Origin of the sequence: Aquimarina atlantica (assembly GCF_000626715.1) — a bacterium.
In the GTDB taxonomy this organism is placed as follows: domain Bacteria; phylum Bacteroidota; class Bacteroidia; order Flavobacteriales; family Flavobacteriaceae; genus Aquimarina; species Aquimarina atlantica.
Window position 1 is genome coordinate 43370 of the sequence record NZ_AQRA01000003.1, and the last position, 17071, is coordinate 60440.

Annotated in this window: 13 protein-coding genes; 4 read left to right on the forward strand and 9 right to left on the reverse strand. The window is 33.8% G+C overall.

The genetic code is table 11. The annotated features are described in order from the left end of the window. Nucleotides 1-53: 53 nt before the first annotated feature. The 7 genes from ATO12_RS07035 to rplM form a co-directional block, all read right to left on the reverse strand. Entirely contained in the window at nt 54-2495 is a 2442-nt protein-coding gene (locus tag ATO12_RS07035) for a DUF5686 family protein (RefSeq protein ID WP_034240689.1), read from the reverse strand. A 91-nt stretch (nt 2496-2586) separates the two neighbouring features. After that, nucleotides 2587-3150, reverse strand: a complete 564-nt coding sequence (gene frr, locus ATO12_RS07040) for a ribosome recycling factor (protein WP_034240692.1) — start codon at nt 3148-3150, stop codon at nt 2587-2589. A 46-nt stretch (nt 3151-3196) separates the two neighbouring features. Then, complete coding sequence (gene pyrH / locus ATO12_RS07045) at nt 3197-3904, reverse strand: UMP kinase (protein ID WP_025666892.1); 708 nt, start codon at nt 3902-3904, stop codon at nt 3197-3199. 453 nt (nt 3905-4357) lie between these two features. Continuing rightward, nucleotides 4358-5323, reverse strand: a complete 966-nt coding sequence (tsf, locus tag ATO12_RS07050) for a translation elongation factor Ts (protein WP_034240694.1) — start codon at nt 5321-5323, stop codon at nt 4358-4360. A gap of 170 nt (nt 5324-5493) precedes the next feature. After that, the gene (gene rpsB, locus ATO12_RS07055) at nt 5494-6306 is read right to left on the reverse strand and encodes a 30S ribosomal protein S2 (RefSeq protein WP_034240695.1); all 813 of its coding nucleotides are present in this window, start codon (nt 6304-6306) and stop codon (nt 5494-5496) included. A 129-nt stretch (nt 6307-6435) separates the two neighbouring features. Beyond that, nucleotides 6436-6822 (reverse strand): 30S ribosomal protein S9, encoded by a 387-nt coding sequence (gene rpsI, locus ATO12_RS07060; protein ID WP_034240698.1) that lies wholly within the window; start codon nt 6820-6822, stop codon nt 6436-6438. Continuing rightward, on the reverse strand, nt 6822-7277 hold the full coding sequence (rplM, locus tag ATO12_RS07065) for a 50S ribosomal protein L13 (RefSeq protein WP_034240701.1): 456 nt from the start codon (nt 7275-7277) through the stop codon (nt 6822-6824). The genes rpsI and rplM overlap by 1 nt, the downstream gene beginning before the upstream one ends. Before the next feature lie 282 nt (nt 7278-7559). On the opposite strand from rplM, the gene ATO12_RS07070 reads away from it, so the two are divergent. Continuing rightward, nucleotides 7560-10253, forward strand: coding sequence for a DUF5916 domain-containing protein (locus ATO12_RS07070; protein ID WP_034240703.1), 2694 nt, complete (start codon nt 7560-7562; stop codon nt 10251-10253). Between the two features lie 70 nt (nt 10254-10323). After that, on the forward strand, nt 10324-11529 hold the full coding sequence (locus ATO12_RS07075) for a serine hydrolase domain-containing protein (RefSeq protein ID WP_034240706.1): 1206 nt from the start codon (nt 10324-10326) through the stop codon (nt 11527-11529). A gap of 40 nt (nt 11530-11569) precedes the next feature. On the opposite strand, the gene polA is transcribed toward ATO12_RS07075, so the two are convergent. Further along, nucleotides 11570-14401, reverse strand: coding sequence for a DNA polymerase I (polA, locus tag ATO12_RS07080; RefSeq protein ID WP_117590012.1), 2832 nt, complete (start codon nt 14399-14401; stop codon nt 11570-11572). Nucleotides 14402-14802: 401 nt separating this feature from the next. Here polA and ATO12_RS07085 point away from each other — a divergent pair, with 401 nt between their 5' ends. After that, nucleotides 14803-16047 carry a metallophosphoesterase gene (locus ATO12_RS07085; protein ID WP_051575665.1) on the forward strand — a complete coding sequence of 415 codons (1245 nt, stop codon included), beginning with the start codon at nt 14803-14805 and terminating at the stop codon, nt 16045-16047. A gap of 71 nt (nt 16048-16118) precedes the next feature. Beyond that, nucleotides 16119-16415, forward strand: a complete 297-nt coding sequence (locus ATO12_RS07090; protein WP_024772315.1) for a thioredoxin family protein — start codon at nt 16119-16121, stop codon at nt 16413-16415. On the opposite strand, the gene ATO12_RS07095 is transcribed toward ATO12_RS07090, so the two are convergent. After that, entirely contained in the window at nt 16412-17062 is a 651-nt protein-coding gene (locus tag ATO12_RS07095) for a polysaccharide deacetylase family protein (protein WP_034240712.1), read from the reverse strand. The genes ATO12_RS07090 and ATO12_RS07095 overlap by 4 nt on opposite strands. Between the last annotated feature and the right edge of the window lie 9 nt (nt 17063-17071).

Sequence of the window (17071 nt, forward strand, 5' to 3'; positions counted from 1 at the left end):
GGGGAATTATTATTCAGGTATTTCTGAAAAGAAAATGATTTATTGTATAAAGACTATAGTTTTAGGTAAAAAGTAAACTTACCCGAAATATTATCCTCAAAACGAGGAAGATGATAGGCGCCATAACGATAGGCAAAACTAAGCCCGAAACCAGCAAATAATTTGTTGATTTCAAATCCTGATTCTTGATAACCATGTTGTAAAGACGAAAAATTTACCCCTTGATGGTTTTCAAGATTGCTAACATCTCCGATTGCATATCGCGTTATAAAAACGAGTTCTGGTTTAAACCAATTCGTAATTTTTACAGGTTTAATTCTATGTTTGACCTGTAATGTTGCTAGTCTGTCATTAAAAAATTCACCAAAATACATAGTTTCAAAAGTCCTTCTACCGGCTACAGAAAATCGTTGAAGCACTGTTTCTTTGGTGGGGGCATTAGGATAAGCGTGATACAAATGCGTGAGTGGGATATCTCCATAAGCGATATCTGCTTCGAATAAAATACTTGTTTTAGATTGATTAATACGGTTAATAATATGTTCTGCTTTTAAACCTATTTTACTATAAGAGAAATTGCTATCGAACATACCCTTGAAACCTTGTGTATATTGCGCTGTAATTTTGGGATATCCATCATGAATTTCTTTATATTGATTAGGTGTTTTTAGAAATTTACTAAACGGACTCCACCTTAAGGCTATTGTAGCTTCTGCTGTTTTATATCCCGAAAATAAATTTCCATCATTAAAGTATTGATATCCTACGGTTTGATTTATATTACTTATAGAAAATTGAGTTTCTGAGAGTAGTTTAGGAAATATCTGTTGCTGTAAACCAACACTCCAGGTTCTGTGCTTGTAATAGAAATCTATATTTACCAAACGCGGTTCGAATAAAGAATAAACTCTTCTGTCGGTAAGGTAGAGAAAACTACCTACTTCTCTAATATCATCGGTATAATTTATATTAAACCATGAGTTTGATTTTTTATTAACTAATAAACCTCCTCCTATACCAAATTTGGATTTTGAATCTCTAAATCCGTAAACAAAATATCCTTCTAATCTTAATTTATTAGAGAATTTTGTGTTTGTTAAGCCACCTATTCCTAGTCGCAACCCTTCATAATTATTGTATTTTATAGGGTAAGTAAGATCAAAATTGAAAAACCCTACAGGGTAATATCCAATATTAAAACTTTGAATAACATCAATTCTGCGTTCTATGTTTTGTGCTTTTACAATGCTATCTATAATCTGAAATGAGTTTAGATCTTTTTCTGTAATTGCACTGGTGCGATATTTATTCCAATAAGATTCAGGCCTATTATTGGCTTCGGGATCTATACTTATTGTAGCTTGATTTTGTTTAATATTTTGACTGGTATCTAATTTGATATCAAATAAATCTGTTGTAGAAACTAAAAAATCATTATTTCCCGAAGAACTTTTTTTGTCATTCCCTAATCTTCCTACAGAGATTCTCCCTCCAAATAAACTTACTTTTTGTCTTCCGTTTCCTGGTCTTATAGTAATTTCCTGTTTGATTGGGAACCAGCTTTTTTGTTCAGAAAAATATTTAAAACTATGAGTTGCCATCACATTAAGTTCGCCTCGTAGTTCTATGATAGCTTTCTGAATTGCTAATGATTTTGTGTCTAGATATAATACACCTTCTAAACTTGCATAATTTTTAGATTTACGGGGTTGAAAAAGAATGACATAAGCTGGATTTTTACCTTGTACAGTATCGAGAACCTTGTAATAATAACTCCTAAGGGCTCTGTTTGATAATGGTCCTATGTATTTATTGTTAAAAATGGTGTAATCTTCATCATAAAGAGAATTAGATTGTATTTTGATTCCCAGTACATTATAGATAGGTTCTTTAAAACCACTCATCCGAGTTGCCAAAACGGTCTCTTTTTCGCCGGCATTTTTTCTAAACTGGTGTAAACTTATTTTCTCAGAAAGAAAGGAATGAGCTTTGTTAAAGAGATGTTCCATATCGACACTAGTAGTGTCCAGGGTATTTAATTGCGCCTGATTATCTTCTGTGATCTTTAGTTTGTTGTAGCTTTTATAACTAAAATCATGTAATATTTTTTTTGGATTATTTTTATTTTTCCTATTTATGGCTTCAACAATAAGTTGAGTTGCAATGTTTTCGGGGGTATCTAACTTTACTGTCTCGAGATTCTCCTCTTTAGCACTGAGTTGTACTTCTATTTTTTCTGATTTTTTGGATGTAATTAAAATGGTCTTTGTTTGATACCCTAGATAGCTTATAGTAAGATTGACAGGGTAGGTATTACATCGTATAACAAACTCACCCTTAACAGAAGTTAAGGCGTATGAAGAATTATTGGTTTTTACAGTGGCAAATGGCAAGGGTTGATTAGAACTTTCATCAATAACAATACCGTTAATACTAACTTGAGAAATTAAGACAAAGTGTACAAAAAATAATAAACAAAAAAATTTGTTCTGCATTATACCAAATAGGTTCAAAAAGGCGAAGATACAAAAAAAGCGTTTCTAATGAGAAAACGCTTTATTTATAATTTCTATACATTAAGAAATGTTAAACTGTCATAATTTCTTTTTCTTTATGACTAAGCATTTCATCAATTTTTTTAATGTATGTATCGGTTAATGTTTGAATATCTACTTCAGTATTTTTTGCCAAATCTTCTGACAGCCCTTCTTTTTCTAATTTTTTAATCTCATTATTGGCATTTTTACGGTCATTACGTATACCTACTTTAGAATCTTCTGCTTCAGCTTTTGCTTGTTTCGCAAGATCTTTACGACGTTCTTCTGTGAGAGGAGGAACACTAATGATAACGCTTTCACCATTATTCATCGGGTTGAACCCTAAATTAGCTATCTGAATACCTTTCTCAATCTCGGGAATTACAGATTTATCAAAAGGTTGAATTGTAATGGTTCTTGCATCAGGAGTAGTTACATTTCCGACCTGGTTTAATGGAGTAGGAGAGCCATAGTACTCTACCATTACACTACCTAACATAGCAGGAGATGCTTTACCTGCTCTGATATTAAGTAATTTTTTTTCTAAATGAGCAATTGCTGCTTGCATTGACTCTTTGGTCGAATCTAAAATAAAATCTATTTCTTCGTTCATGTTTTAGTTCTTTTCTTCTGACAAATCAAAAAATAAGCCAATATGATTAAAGGTTTACTTGAGTACCTATAGATTCGCCAGAAACTACTTTTAGTAAATTTCCGGCTTTATTCATGTCAAAGACTATTATAGGTAATTCATTTTCCTGACTTAATGTAAATGCTGTTGTATCCATTACTTTCAGACCTTTGCGTAATACATCATCAAATGATATGAAATCAAATTTTGTGGCATCAGCATTTTTTTCTGGATCAGAGGTGTATATTCCATCAACTCTTGTGCCTTTTAGAATAACATCTGCATTAATTTCTATTGCTCTTAGTACTGCGGCAGAATCAGTTGTGAAATATGGATTTCCTGTCCCTCCACCAAATATGACAACTCTTCCTTTTTCGAGATGACGCATTGCTCTTCGACGTATAAAGGGTTCTGCAACTTCATTAATCTTTACCGCAGATTGTAATCGAGTAGGTATTTCTGCATCTTCAAGAGCACTCTGTAAGGCCAGTCCATTAATAACGGTTGCAAGCATGCCCATATGATCTGCTTGAACTCTATCCATTCCTTTACTGGCACCTGCAACACCTCTAAAAATATTACCTCCACCTATCACAATAGCAACTTGTACGCCTTTTTCTGTAATTTGTTTGATTTCGTGGGCATACTCTGCCAATCTTTTAGGATCAATTCCATATTGACGATCACCCATTAGAGCTTCGCCAGATAATTTAAGTAATATTCTTTTATATTCCATTATGAGATTTAACTGTGGTGCAAATATAATGATATTCTTAATTTAGAAAATAGTTTGGATTATAAAGGTGAATTTTTAAATTAAATAGTTAAATGTTAAAGTTTAAAAACTATTAAAAAAAGGGTGGTTTTCCCCTATAAAGGGTATTGGTTCGTGTTGAATTATGTTATAGGTTTGCATCAGGGAAAACAAAAAAGGTGTTGGGGATGATAAATGTTTTTAGAAAGGAAATTAACGTTTGTAATATATAAATACAATGTAGGTGTTTATATGGTATGAGCTAATTGGGGAGTTAGTTTATATTGGGGGATAAGTTTTGAAAGAAATTCTAAACTTGTAAACGTTGGAAACCAGAAAGAAAATATTTTGAAAATGATGAATAAAAAACCGCTTCTATAACAGAAGCGGTTTTTATTTTTTTCAGATATGTCTGAATACTATATGATTTTTGGATTAACCTAAAGTTACTCTTTCAAAAGCAACTACAGATACATCACCAAGTGTTTTTATATAATCAGCAACACTTTTCTTTTCATCTTTAATGAAATTTTGATCAAGAAGACATTGTTCCTGATCTAAAGTAGTATTATCAGAAATAAATCTTTCTAATTTTCCTGGAAGAATTCTATCCCAAATTTGCTCAGGTTTACCTTCTGCTTTAAGCTCTTCTTTCAACTTTTCTTCTGCTTGTGCAATTACATCATCTGTCAATTGAGATCTTGAAATAAATTGAGGAACGTTTTTCAATGTTTTTCCTAATCGTCCAAGTTCAATATTCTCTTTTTCAATTGCTGCAATTCTTGCTTGAGTTTCTGAAGCAACATATTCTGGATCAAAATCTTTGTAAGATAATGTGGTTGCTCCCATAGAAGCTACTTGCATTGAGATGTCTTTGGCAAGTGTCTCTGCATTATCTATTTCATTTGATAAGCCGGTTAGAGCACCGATTTTGTTTCCGTGTATATATGATCCTACAAAAGGAGCTTCCAGTACTTTAAAATCTCCGATTTCGATTTTTTCTCCAATAACACCAGTTTGTTCAGTAAGTTTTTCCTGAACAGTCATACCATTAAAATCTGAAGCCAAAAATTCTTCTTTAGAAGAAGTGTTAAGAGCTAATTCTGCTAGTTCTTTTGCTAAAGAAACGAAAGATTCGTTTTTTCCTACGAAATCAGTTTCACAATTAAGAGAAACGATTACTCCTTTGTTTTTCGAATCATTAACTTTTGCAATAACTGCACCTTCAGAAGATTCTCTATCAGCTCTTTTATCAGCAATTTTTTGTCCTTTTTCTCTAAGGATCTTGATAGCTTTGTCAAAATCTCCTTCGGCCTCAACAAGGGCTTTTTTGCAGTCCATCATTCCGGCACCTGTAGCCTTACGCAATTTGCTTACATCGGCTGCTGTAATATTTGCCATATCTTTAAATATTTAATGTGTAAAATGTATTGTTTGTATAAAAAACAAGTCGTTTAGTTAGTACTGCAAAAGTAAAGAACCAAACGACTTATCGATTTTATATTAAAGTTAAGTTTTATCGCAGAGATATAAACTTAGCTTCGAATTTTAATAGATATACATCTATTTGATTATTCTTCCTCTTGCTTTGCAGCTTCGGTTACAGGAGCTTCTACTGTAGCTTCTACCTTTGCAGGTGCATCAGCTTTTGCTTCCTTTTTAGGAGCCTCTTTTTTAGGAGCTTCTTTGCTTGCTTTTCTTTCGCTTAATCCTTCTATAACAGCATCACTAACATAAGTCATAACTTTGTCTATAGATTTAGAAGCGTCATCATTTGCAGGGATTACATACTGCACCTGACGTGGGTCAGAGTTTGTATCTACCATTGCAAAAATAGGAATGTTTAATTTTTGAGCTTCTTTTACCGCAATGTGTTCGCGAGTAATATCTACAACAAATAATGCTCCAGGTAGACGAGTCATATCAGAAATAGAACCTAAGTTCTTTTCTAATTTTGCTCTTAAACGATCTACTTGTAAACGTTCTTTTTTAGATAGTGTATTAAAGGTACCGTCTTTCTTCATTCTATCGATAGAAGCCATTTTTTTGACTGCTTTACGAATAGTAACAAAGTTGGTAAGCATACCACCAGGCCATCTTTCTGTAATGTATGGTTGATTGGCTTTACTTGCTTTTTCGGCTACGATTTCTTTAGCTTGTTTTTTAGTCGCAACAAAAAGGATTTTTCTGCCGGACGCTGCTATTTTTTTCAAAGCTTCACTAGCTTCATCAATTTTTGCAGCAGTTTTATATAAGTTAATGATGTGAATACCATTACGCTCCATATAAATATATGGTGCCATATTGGGATCCCATCTTCTTGTAAGGTGACCAAAGTGTACACCTGCATCAAGTAATTCTTTTACTTCGATATTGTTTGCCATTTTTGTAATAGTTTACGTTCTGTTGAATTAGCAATGCTCAAGTGGCTACGTTGCAGTATGGCCTTGTGCATTTAGATGCTAAACTAACCCCTCATGAATTGAGGTAACAACAAATACTGTTTTAATAAATTAACGTTTAGAGAACTGGAATTTCTTACGAGCTTTCTTCTGACCGAATTTCTTACGCTCTACCATTCTTGGATCTCTGGTTAACAAACCTTCTGGTTTTAGGATTGATCTGTTTTCTTCGTCTAATTCACATACCGCTCTTGATATTGCTAAACGAACAGCTTCTGCCTGTCCAGTAATCCCTCCACCATATACATTTACGTTTACATCGTACTTGTCCTCATTACTTGTTAAAGTTAAAGGCTGATTTACTTTGTATTGTAAAGTAGCAGTAGAGAAATACTCATTAAGGTCTTTTTTATTAACCGTAATTTTTCCAGAACCATCCTTAAGATATACTCTGGCTACAGCCGTTTTTCTACGACCAATTTTGTGAATAACTTCCATTACTTAAATTCGTTTAAGTTAACAGTTTTAGGTTGCTGAGCTTCCTGATTGTGATCTGCTCCTGCATATACCTTTAAATTACGGAATAAAGCTGCACCTAATTTGTTTTTAGGTAACATTCCTTTTACCGCTTTTTCGATTAAACGCTCTGGATTCTTGTCATACAATTCCTGAGCAGTAAGACTTCTTTGCCCTCCAGGGTATCCAGTGTGACGGATATACGATTTATCAGTCCACTTTTTTCCTGTTAAGTTGATTTTCTCGGCATTGGTAATGATAACATTATCACCGCAATCAACGTGTGGGGTAAAGTTGGGTTTATGCTTACCTCTAAGTAGTACTGCAACTACAGAAGAAAGACGCCCTAAAGTCTGTCCTTCAGCATCTACATGCAACCATTCTTTTGTAACGGTAGCCTTGTTGGCAGATACTGTTTTGTAACTTAATGTGTCCACACTAATTATTTTTTACTTAATTAAACATTCCTTTTCCTATGTAAAATAGGGGTGCAAATGTACAATTATATATTTATATAGCAAACAGGTAATAGATATTATTTTTAAAGTATGATGCATTGGTTTTCAGTGATATTGATGTAATTAGGAGTTGTTTTGTTTGTTTTATGTTACATAACCCCCTTTTCCTGTTAATTTTTTACTAAAAAATGGCATAAAGTGTGACAAACTAAAATAATTTCTGTCATCTTAGTTATATCAATCATCAAACTTCTAATCATCATGAAATGTTATACCTGTCTGTTGGTACTCTTTTTGTTTCCTACTATTTTTATTGCACAAGATTCTACTAGTACAGTTAAAAAACGAATTTATACTACAAAATTACTTAATACTACCGAAACATTAACAATTGATGGCCTAATTGATGAGTCTGGTTGGGACGTGGTAGAATGGACTGGCGATTTTGTTGAAAATCAACCTGATGAAAATACACCACCAAGTCAAAAGACCAAATTCAAAATTGTATATGATCAGAAATATCTATACGTAGCATATCGATGTTATGATACCGAACCAGATAAAATTGAAAAAAGATTATCGAGAAGAGATGGTTTTGCTGGGGATTGGGTAGAGATTAATTTGGATACGTATCACGATAAAAGAACTGGTTTTTCATTTAACATTACAGCCGCTGGGGTAAAAGGAGATGAGTTTATCTCACGAAATGGAAATAATTGGGATGGTAGCTGGAATCCTATATGGTATGCTGCAAGTAATATAGATGAAGATGGGTGGACTGCCGAAATTAAAATTCCGCTTAGTCAATTAAAATTTGGTAAAAGTAAAGAGCAGGTATGGGGACTTCAAGTAAACCGAAGGTTGTTTAGAGAAGAAGAAAGATCAGTGTGGCAACGTATACCACAAGATGCTCCTGGGTGGGTAAGTGAGTTCGGAGAATTACATGGTCTTATAGATATCGAACCTCAAAAACAACTAGAAATCCAACCATTTGCAGTAACACAATTTGATACGTATCCCGAGGAAAAAGGAAATCCATTTAGAGATGGTGAAGATTTTAAACTGAATGGAGGGTTAGATGCAAAAATAGGAATCACAAATGATCTAACTTTGGATCTAACGGTAAATCCTGATTTTGGCCAGGTCGAAGCTGATCCTGCCGCTATTGCATTAGATGGGTTTCAGATTTTCTTTAGAGAACAACGACCTTTTTTCGTAGAGAATAAAAATATTTTTGATTACCGTTTTGCCAATAACCAGGATAATCTATTTTATTCCCGTAGAATTGGAAGAAGCCCGCAAGGATCAATTTCAGGACTTGACAATGAATTTGTCGATAAACCTTCCAATACTACAATTCTTGGAGCAGCAAAATTTAGCGGAAAAACCAAAGATGGGTGGTCTATTGGTGTTTTAGAGAGTGTGACTTCGAGAGAAATAGCCAAAATTGAAGATGAAAATGGCAATAAGAGAGAGGCTATTGTAGAACCTCTAACGAATTATATGGTCGGTAGAGTACAAAAGGATTTTAATCAACGTAACTCTTTTATTGGGGGGATTATAACGGCAACCAACCGAAATCTTGGGGACACCTTTGATATTGATGAGGATGACCCAAATACTGATGAGACATCAGAAGTAGCAGGGACAAGAGAAAATAATCTTAATCTTCTTCGTAAATCAGCATATACTGCAGGATTAGATTTTAGACATAACTGGAAAGATAGAAAGTATTTTATCGAAGGTAATATTGTGGCCAGTCACGTAGAGGGTTCTAAAGAATCTATCGAAAAAACCCAGAATTCACTTACACATCTTTTTCAGAGGGTGGATGCAGATCATGTAGAATTAGATCCCAATAGAACTTCACTAACCGGAACTGGGGGTAAACTTACAGGAGGGAAATCCGGAGGTGGGAATTGGAGGTATGGAGCAGGAGTTTTCTGGCGTTCTCCAGAATTAGAGCTAAATGATATCGGGTTTTTACGTCAGGCAGATGATATCAGGCAATTTGCAAATCTTCGTTATTTATTCTTAAAACCTACCAAATTTTATAGAAGAGCAAATGTTAGATTTAGTCAATCATCTGCATTTGATTTTGAAGGTAATTATAATCGTATTCAATATGTGTTGGGAGGTAATATAGATTATCAAAACAATTGGTGGACAGAAGTTGAGATGATTCATAAACCTCGTATATTCACAAATACTGTTTTGCGTGGAGGTCCTAGGTGGAGATTTTCTCAAGAAAATATAGGAGTGTTGTTTTTTGGATCTGATCGAAGAAAGAAATTTAATTTTACTGTTGGTCATGTGAATTCCTGGACAACCGACAATAACTTCTCTTTTAGGCGATATGTATTGAGGCTTAGATATCAGCCATTTAATGCATTTAGTATGTCTTTAAACCCAGAGTTTGTAGAGAATCCAAATAAAACACAGTATGTTACAGATGTTGATTTTAATGGTACTCCAAGATATATAACTGCTAAAATCGATCAGCAAACTTTAAGTGCGAGTATACGGTTAAATTATAGTATTAACCCTAATCTTACTATTCAGTATTATGGACAACCGTTTATATCTCGAGGAAGATATACCGATTTTAACTATGTTGCTAATGCAGTAGCCAAAAACCTGGATGAGAGAGTAACATTATATGATCAGGATCAGATTTCGTTTGCAGATGATGAGTACTCTGTAGATGAGGATAGAGATGGTACCGTGGATTATACTATTAGTAATCCGGATTTCGCATTTGTTCAGTTTCGTTCTAACCTGGTGCTACGCTGGGAATATATTCCTGGTTCTGAAATATTTTTGGTTTGGTCGCAAGGTATTACCGGAGATGGAAACCCTTCTGATGACCTCTTTAGAAGTTTAGACAATCAAATTCTGAACCAACAGCCAGAGAATACATTTTTAATCAAAGCAACGTATCGATTTGTATTATAAAGTTTCTGAAAAAGTTTTTATACAATAAACAATATTAAACGTATTTTGCGACCCTATAGAATGTCGTAATATGAAATATTTTTATGTTGTATTTACTTTGGTTTTTTTGGTAGCATGCACTACATCAAAACCTAAAGAAAGAGTTGTTGTAATAGATGAGAAACCAGAAATATCAAAAAAGGATTCTTTATCTTTTTTCTTAGAGCATTACGAGAAGTTTTTTGCTACTAATTTTAATGTTTCAGAATGTCCAGGAGCAGCTGTTGTTGTGGTTAAAGGTGATGCTGTTATTTATAAAAAAGGCTTTGGAGTAAAAGAAATTCATACACAAGATTCTGTAGATGTAAATACAGTCTTTAGAATTGCAAGCTTATCAAAAGGTGTAACGGCAGTTTTGGCAGGAAATTTAGTAGATCGAGATGAATTGCAATGGGATCAAAATGTTAGAGAATCGGTAAAAACATTTAGTTTAAGAGATAGTGAACAGGCAGATCGGCTTAAAGTAAATCATTTATTATCACATACAACAGGACTTTATCCTTATACCTATACTAAGCTTATACAAAAAGGATGGTCTTTAGAACAAATTATCAGAAGTTTTAAAAGAAAAGGAGTTGTTTCTAAAGAAGGAGTAGATTATGAATATCAAAATGCGATATTTTCGGTTATTGAAAAAATAATGGAAAACCAAACCGAGAAATCATTTGAAATCCTTCTTAAAGAAAGAGTATTTGCTCCGGCAGGGATGCATACAGCATCAAGTACATATACAGCAATAAGAGAGAATGATAATGTAGCTCTTCCACATAAATATAATCATTATTCAAAAAAATATAAGGTTACAGAGATCCATAAAAACTATTATAATGTAGCTGCTGCAGGAGGGATTAATGCATCAATCTCTGATATGGGAGAGTATTTAAAAGTATTACTAGGATATCATCCTGATATTATTTCAAAAGAAAGTCTTAGCGATATTTTTAACCCTATTATTTGTACCAGCGATGAAGATACGTATGTTAATTTATGGGATGGGGTAACAGATTCGTATTATGCAATGGGTTGGCGAGTTTTGGATTACAGAGGTAGAAGAGTATTATATCATGGGGGTAATGTAAATCAATACAAAACCCAGTTATTAATTGATCCTGATAATGATATTGGTGTTTGTGTATTATTTAACGGTCCCAATCCATTTAATGGCCCAGTGATTCCTACTTTTTTAAATTATTATGACTTTTATAAAGAAATAAGCCAAAATCAGTACGTGAAATGATTTTGACTTTTAAGTTTTCTTAACTGTTTGATTACTATCTTTAGTGAGCCTCTAACCAGTCTTTACCAAGTCCAAGATCTACATCTAACGGAACTTCTAAAGTATATGCGTTTTCCATTTCGGTTTTGATTAAGATTTTGACCTCTTCTAGTTCTGGTTTAAAAACATCAAAGACCAATTCATCATGCACCTGTAGTAGCATTTTGGTCTTATAGTTTCCTTCCTTTAGTTTTTTGTGAATATTGATCATTGCAATCTTGATAATATCGGCAGCACTTCCTTGAATGGGTGCATTTACTGCATTTCGTTCAGCTGCACCGCGAACAATTGCATTTGCAGAGTTAATGTTTTTTAAATATCGACGTCTTCCTAAAACCGTTTGTACATAACCATTTTCTCTCGCAAAATCTACCTGTTCACTCATGTAATTACGAAGCTTAGGGTATGTTTTGTAATACGTATCTATTAATTCTTTAGCTTCACCTCGTGAAAGATTGGTTTGATTACTTAATCCAAAAGCCGAAACTCCATAAATGATCCCAAAGTTTACTGTTTTGGCATTACTACGTTGCTCTCGAGTTACTTCGTTGAGAGGTACATCAAATACTTTTGCAGCGGTTGAAGCATGAATATCTTCACCATTTTTAAAAGCTTCGATCATGGTCTCTTCTTTGCTTAAAGCAGCAATGATCCTTAATTCTATTTGAGAATAATCTGCCGCCAGTAGTGTGTGTTCTTCATCTCTGGGGATAAATGCTTTTCTTACCTGTCTTCCTCTTTCTGTACGAATAGGAATGTTCTGTAAATTAGGATTATTAGAACTTAAACGCCCTGTAGCAGCTACCGTTTGCATATAATCTGTATGAACACGTCCGGTATTTTCGTCGACCTGTGTTGGTAGTGCATCAACGTAAGTGCTTTTTAGTTTAGACAATCCTCTGAAATCCAATATATTTTGAATAATCTCATGATCTTTGGCAAGATAGGATAATACATCTTCGGCAGTAGAATATTGACCTGTCTTTGTCTTTTTGGGTTTGTCTACCAATTTCATTTTTTCAAATAATATAACACCCAATTGCTTTGGTGATGCAATGTTGAATTCTTCACCAGCTTCTGTGTAGATTTTTTGCTCTAATGTTTTGATATCGCTATCTAATTCTTCAGAAAGAGATTGTAAAAAACCTTTATCCAGATTAATTCCTTCGATTTCCATATCGGCTAGAACTCTTAGTAACGGAATTTCAATATCCTTAAATAAAGAAACTGTTTTTGCTTCGGTAAGCTCTGGTGTAAAATGTTCTTTTAACTGAAAAGTAATATCTGCATCCTCTACAGCGTATTCGGTTTGTTGATCTATTGGTACTTGTCTGAAAGATAGCTGGTTTTTGCCTTTTTTTCCAATTAATTCAGTGATAGAAACCGGAGTATAATTAAGGTAAGTTTCAGCAAGTACATCCATATTGTGTCTCATATCCGGGTTGATGAGATAATGGGCTAGCATTGTATCAAATAGAGTTCCTCTGACTTCGATATTATATTTTGCCAAAACTTTGATGTCATATTTTAAATTTTGACCAATTTTTGTGATATGTTCGGCTTCAAAGAAAGGTCGTAGTTGTTCGATTAATTCCTGTGCTTCGATACGATCTTCTGGAAAAGGAATGTAAAAACCTTTTCCCGCTTCCCAGGAAAAAGCAATTCCTACCAATTCTGCAATTAATGGATTAAGACCTGTGGTTTCGGTGTCAAAACAAACATTTTCTTGCTTTAATAAATTTTGTAGGAATAATTTCATTGCCATTCCCGGAGCAACGCTTTGATAAAAATGTTCGGTATTTGCAATTGTTTTTCTGCTAGAAAAAGAAGTAGCTTCGCCAGATTCCTCGGTTTCACCAAATAATGAAAATTGACCTACTCCAGCTTGTGTTGTTTTTTTCTTTGCGGTAGAGCTATCTGTGTTTTGGGAAGATGTATTAGTTCCTTCTTCTGAAAAAATCTTAGTAAATTGATCTGTAAGCCTTCTAAACTCTAATTCTTCAAAAATCTTATGTACTTTTTGTGCATCGGGTTTTGTAAATTCGTAATCACTGGCATTAAAGGTTACATCGCAATCTAAAATAATGGTTGCAAGTTTTTTAGAAAGAAGGCCTAATTCTGCATTTGCTTCTACTTTTTCTTTCATTTTACCTTTTAGCTTATCGGTATTAGCTAATAGACCTTCCATAGAACCGTATTCTGCAAGAAATTTTTTGGCTGTCTTGTCGCCAACTCCCGGTAATCCGGGAATATTATCCACAGCATCACCCATCATACCTAGATAATCAATAACCTGCTCTGGTCGCTCTACCTCAAATCTTTTTTGTACCTCTGGTATTCCCCAGATTTCGATTCCATTTCCCATTCTGGCAGGTCGATACATAAAAATGTTTTCAGAAACTAATTGCGCATAATCCTTATCGGGAGTAACCATGTATGTTTGATATCCTTCTTTTTCGGCTTGTTTGGCAATAGTACCAATTAAATCATCTGCTTCGACACCTGCTTTTTCTATGATAGGAATGTGCATGGCTTTTAATATTTCCTGAATTATAGGTACAGCAATTTTAATGGCCTCGGGAGTTTCATCGCGATTAGCCTTGTACTCAGGAAAAATTTCTAATCGATCTTTACTCCCTTGCTTGTCAAATGCAACAGCCAAATGATCGGGCTTCTCTCTCTTAATAACATCGAATAAAGAATTTACAAAACCTAAAATTGCAGATGTGTCCTGCCCTTTAGAGTTAATTCTTGGGTTTTTAATAAGTGCATAATACCCTCGAAAAATAAGAGCGAAAGCATCCAGAAGAAAAAGGCGTTTTTGTGACATGATGTGAGTTAAATTTTAGAAATGCAATATAAAAAGAAGATTAATCAAATTAGCGTCAAAAACTATAATAAATATAATAAAGAAATGCCGCCAAAAACTGACGGCATTTCGCCCCAAAATAAAATTGATAACAATGTATCAACTGCTATAAATACGATAGTAATTTTTATATATAGTATATGATTTTTTAAATTGTAATTAAGCCCTAAAAAGGAATATGAAACGAAGTTACAAATAAAAATCTTAGTTCTAAAAGAAATTGTTAAGATTTATGCCGGGTAAAGACATGATTTTAACGCTTTTTGATCGTAAAATTTATTTATCGTTAATTTTTACTTAAAAAATAGCCGCAAATTAAAAAGGAGGGATAGCTTTGTTTAATAATTAAAATTTTACAACAAATTATGCGTTGGTTAGTCCCTATAATTCTATACATACTTATTGAAACTTATGCATATCAAGCCATTCGAACTATCACCAAAAATCAATGGGTGCAAATAGGGTATTTAGTATTGTCATTGCTTATCTTAAGCTATGTTATTTACATCTTTGCTAACTATGATCGCAGTGTTGGTCCAACCAAATACACATTAAGAGCTAGTGCACTTTTGTTACTCACTTTGGTGCCTAAGTTGATTATGATTTTGTTTTTATTTGGTGAAGACATTATTAGGGTTTGTGTGGCGGGATATAATTATCTCACTAATACTTTTTTTGAAGGTACAGCTACTCAATATTTTCCGGATCGCAGAAAATTTATAAGCCAATTGGCACTTGGTGTTGCTGCAATACCTCTTGGGGGATTGTTACATGGTATTTTTAGAGGGAAATATAATTTTAAAGTGATACGTCATGTATTGTATTATGAGGATCTTCCTGCTGCGTTTGATGGATTTCGGATTACGCAAATTTCAGACATACATTCAGGAAGTTTTGATGATGCTGCTAAAATCGAATATGCAGTAGATTTAATTAATGAACAAGAAACAGATTTATTGCTATTTACAGGAGATATTGTGAATACTGTAGCAGAAGAAATGGATGATTGGATAGATACTTTTAAGCGTATTAAAACACCTAAGTATGGCAAATATTCTGTTTTGGGAAATCATGATTATGGAGAATATGTTACCTGGAACAGTCAAGAAGAAAAAGATGCAAATTTTGAAGCAATAAAGGAAGTTCATACTAAAATTGATTTTAATCTGTTACTTAATGATAGTACTTTTGTAGAAAAGGATGGTGAGCGTATTGCTGTGATAGGAGTAGAGAATTGGGGGCATAACTTTAAGAAAGCAGGTGATTTGAAAAAAGCTTCTGAAAAAGTCGCTAAAGAAGATTTTAAAGTTTTGTTAAGTCATGATCCCTCACATTGGGAATATGAAGTGAAGAAACATTCGGATCATTACCACCTTACATTAAGTGGGCATACCCATGGATTTCAATTTGGGATTGAAATTCCCGGATTTGTACGATGGAGCCCAGTGCAATATGTATATAAGCAATGGGCAGGAATGTATGATGAAATGGGAAGGTATCTAAATGTAAATCGTGGTTTTGGATTTCATGCTTTTCCGGGACGGGTTGGTATATGGCCCGAGATTACAGTTATTGAATTGAGAAAAGGATCTAATGGTAAAGGCACATAATTCAGAAAGTGTTATATTTACAACTGTTTAATGGCCAATTATTAAAGGCTCAAACATAAAAGTTTTTGAACATGTCAAAGTTTGGAGATATAATAGGTATTGAAGTTCCTGTCTTATTAGACTTTTTTACCGAATGGAACGAACCCTCTCTGGCAATGCATCCTGTGTTAAGAGATGTAGCTGCGGCACTTGGAGATAAAGGGAAAGTTATAAAGATTGATGTAGATAAGAATGAAGAGTTGGCTACTGCTTTACGTATTAAAGGACTTCCTACATTAATGATTTATAAAGAAGGTGAGATGGTTTGGAGACAAAGTGGCGAGCAAGATGCTAATACACTAATCGGTCTCATGAAAGAGTATGTTTAGAGCCCGATGGTATCAAAAACATATCCTCTTTTAGAAAAATAGTCTAAGATCTCAGGTAGTATAACTGTAAGGTTTTTTGAGGCTTTTATGCTGTCATGAAAAACAATAATGCTTCCCTGTTGTGCATTTTGAAGCACATTTTGTAAACATTCTTCAGGTGATATTGTTTGTTCCCAATCTTTTGATAATACATCCCAAAGTATAATTTTATATCCTAACTTTTCTAGAACTTTAAATTTGGTGCGGCTAATTTGTCCATATGGAGGTCTAAATATTTGCTGTATATCTTTCTTAGGTGAATATTCCTGGATTAGATTTTGACAATCTATAGTGTTTTGAATGTATATTTCTAGATTGGTTTTCCAGGCTTTTAAATGATTCATAGTATGATTGCCTATAGCATGACCCTCTGCTAGAATCTGTCGAAAAACCTCGGGGTGTTTTCTAATATTATCACCTATACAAAAAAAAGTTGCTTTGGCATTATATTGATTTAACTGGGTCAAAACAAATTCTGTAACACCAGGGATAGGGCCATCATCAAAAGTTAAATATAGCTTCTTTTCATTAGTTGTATAAAGATCCCAGATATAATTTGGGAAAAGCTGTTTAATAAGCTTAGGAGTTTTATTTGGAATTATCTGCACTATGAGTGT

Bases quoted from the DNA above. Each gene is read 5' to 3' on its own strand.
- ATO12_RS07035 (WP_034240689.1), bottom strand. From the start codon at position 2,495: ATGCAGAACAAATTTTTTTGTTTATTATTTTTTGTACACTTTGTCTTA.
- frr (WP_034240692.1), bottom strand. From the start codon at position 3,150: ATGAACGAAGAAATAGATTTTATTTTAGATTCGACCAAAGAGTCAATG.
- pyrH (WP_025666892.1), bottom strand. From the start codon at position 3,904: ATGGAATATAAAAGAATATTACTTAAATTATCTGGCGAAGCTCTAATG.
- tsf (WP_034240694.1), bottom strand. From the start codon at position 5,323: ATGGCAAATATTACAGCAGCCGATGTAAGCAAATTGCGTAAGGCTACA.
- rpsB (WP_034240695.1), bottom strand. From the start codon at position 6,306: ATGGCAAACAATATCGAAGTAAAAGAATTACTTGATGCAGGTGTACAC.
- rpsI (WP_034240698.1), bottom strand. From the start codon at position 6,822: ATGGAAGTTATTCACAAAATTGGTCGTAGAAAAACGGCTGTAGCCAGA.
- ATO12_RS07070 (WP_034240703.1), top strand. From the start codon at position 7,560: ATGAAATGTTATACCTGTCTGTTGGTACTCTTTTTGTTTCCTACTATT.
- ATO12_RS07075 (WP_034240706.1), top strand. From the start codon at position 10,324: ATGAAATATTTTTATGTTGTATTTACTTTGGTTTTTTTGGTAGCATGC.
- ATO12_RS07085 (WP_051575665.1), top strand. From the start codon at position 14,803: ATGCGTTGGTTAGTCCCTATAATTCTATACATACTTATTGAAACTTAT.
- ATO12_RS07090 (WP_024772315.1), top strand. From the start codon at position 16,119: ATGTCAAAGTTTGGAGATATAATAGGTATTGAAGTTCCTGTCTTATTA.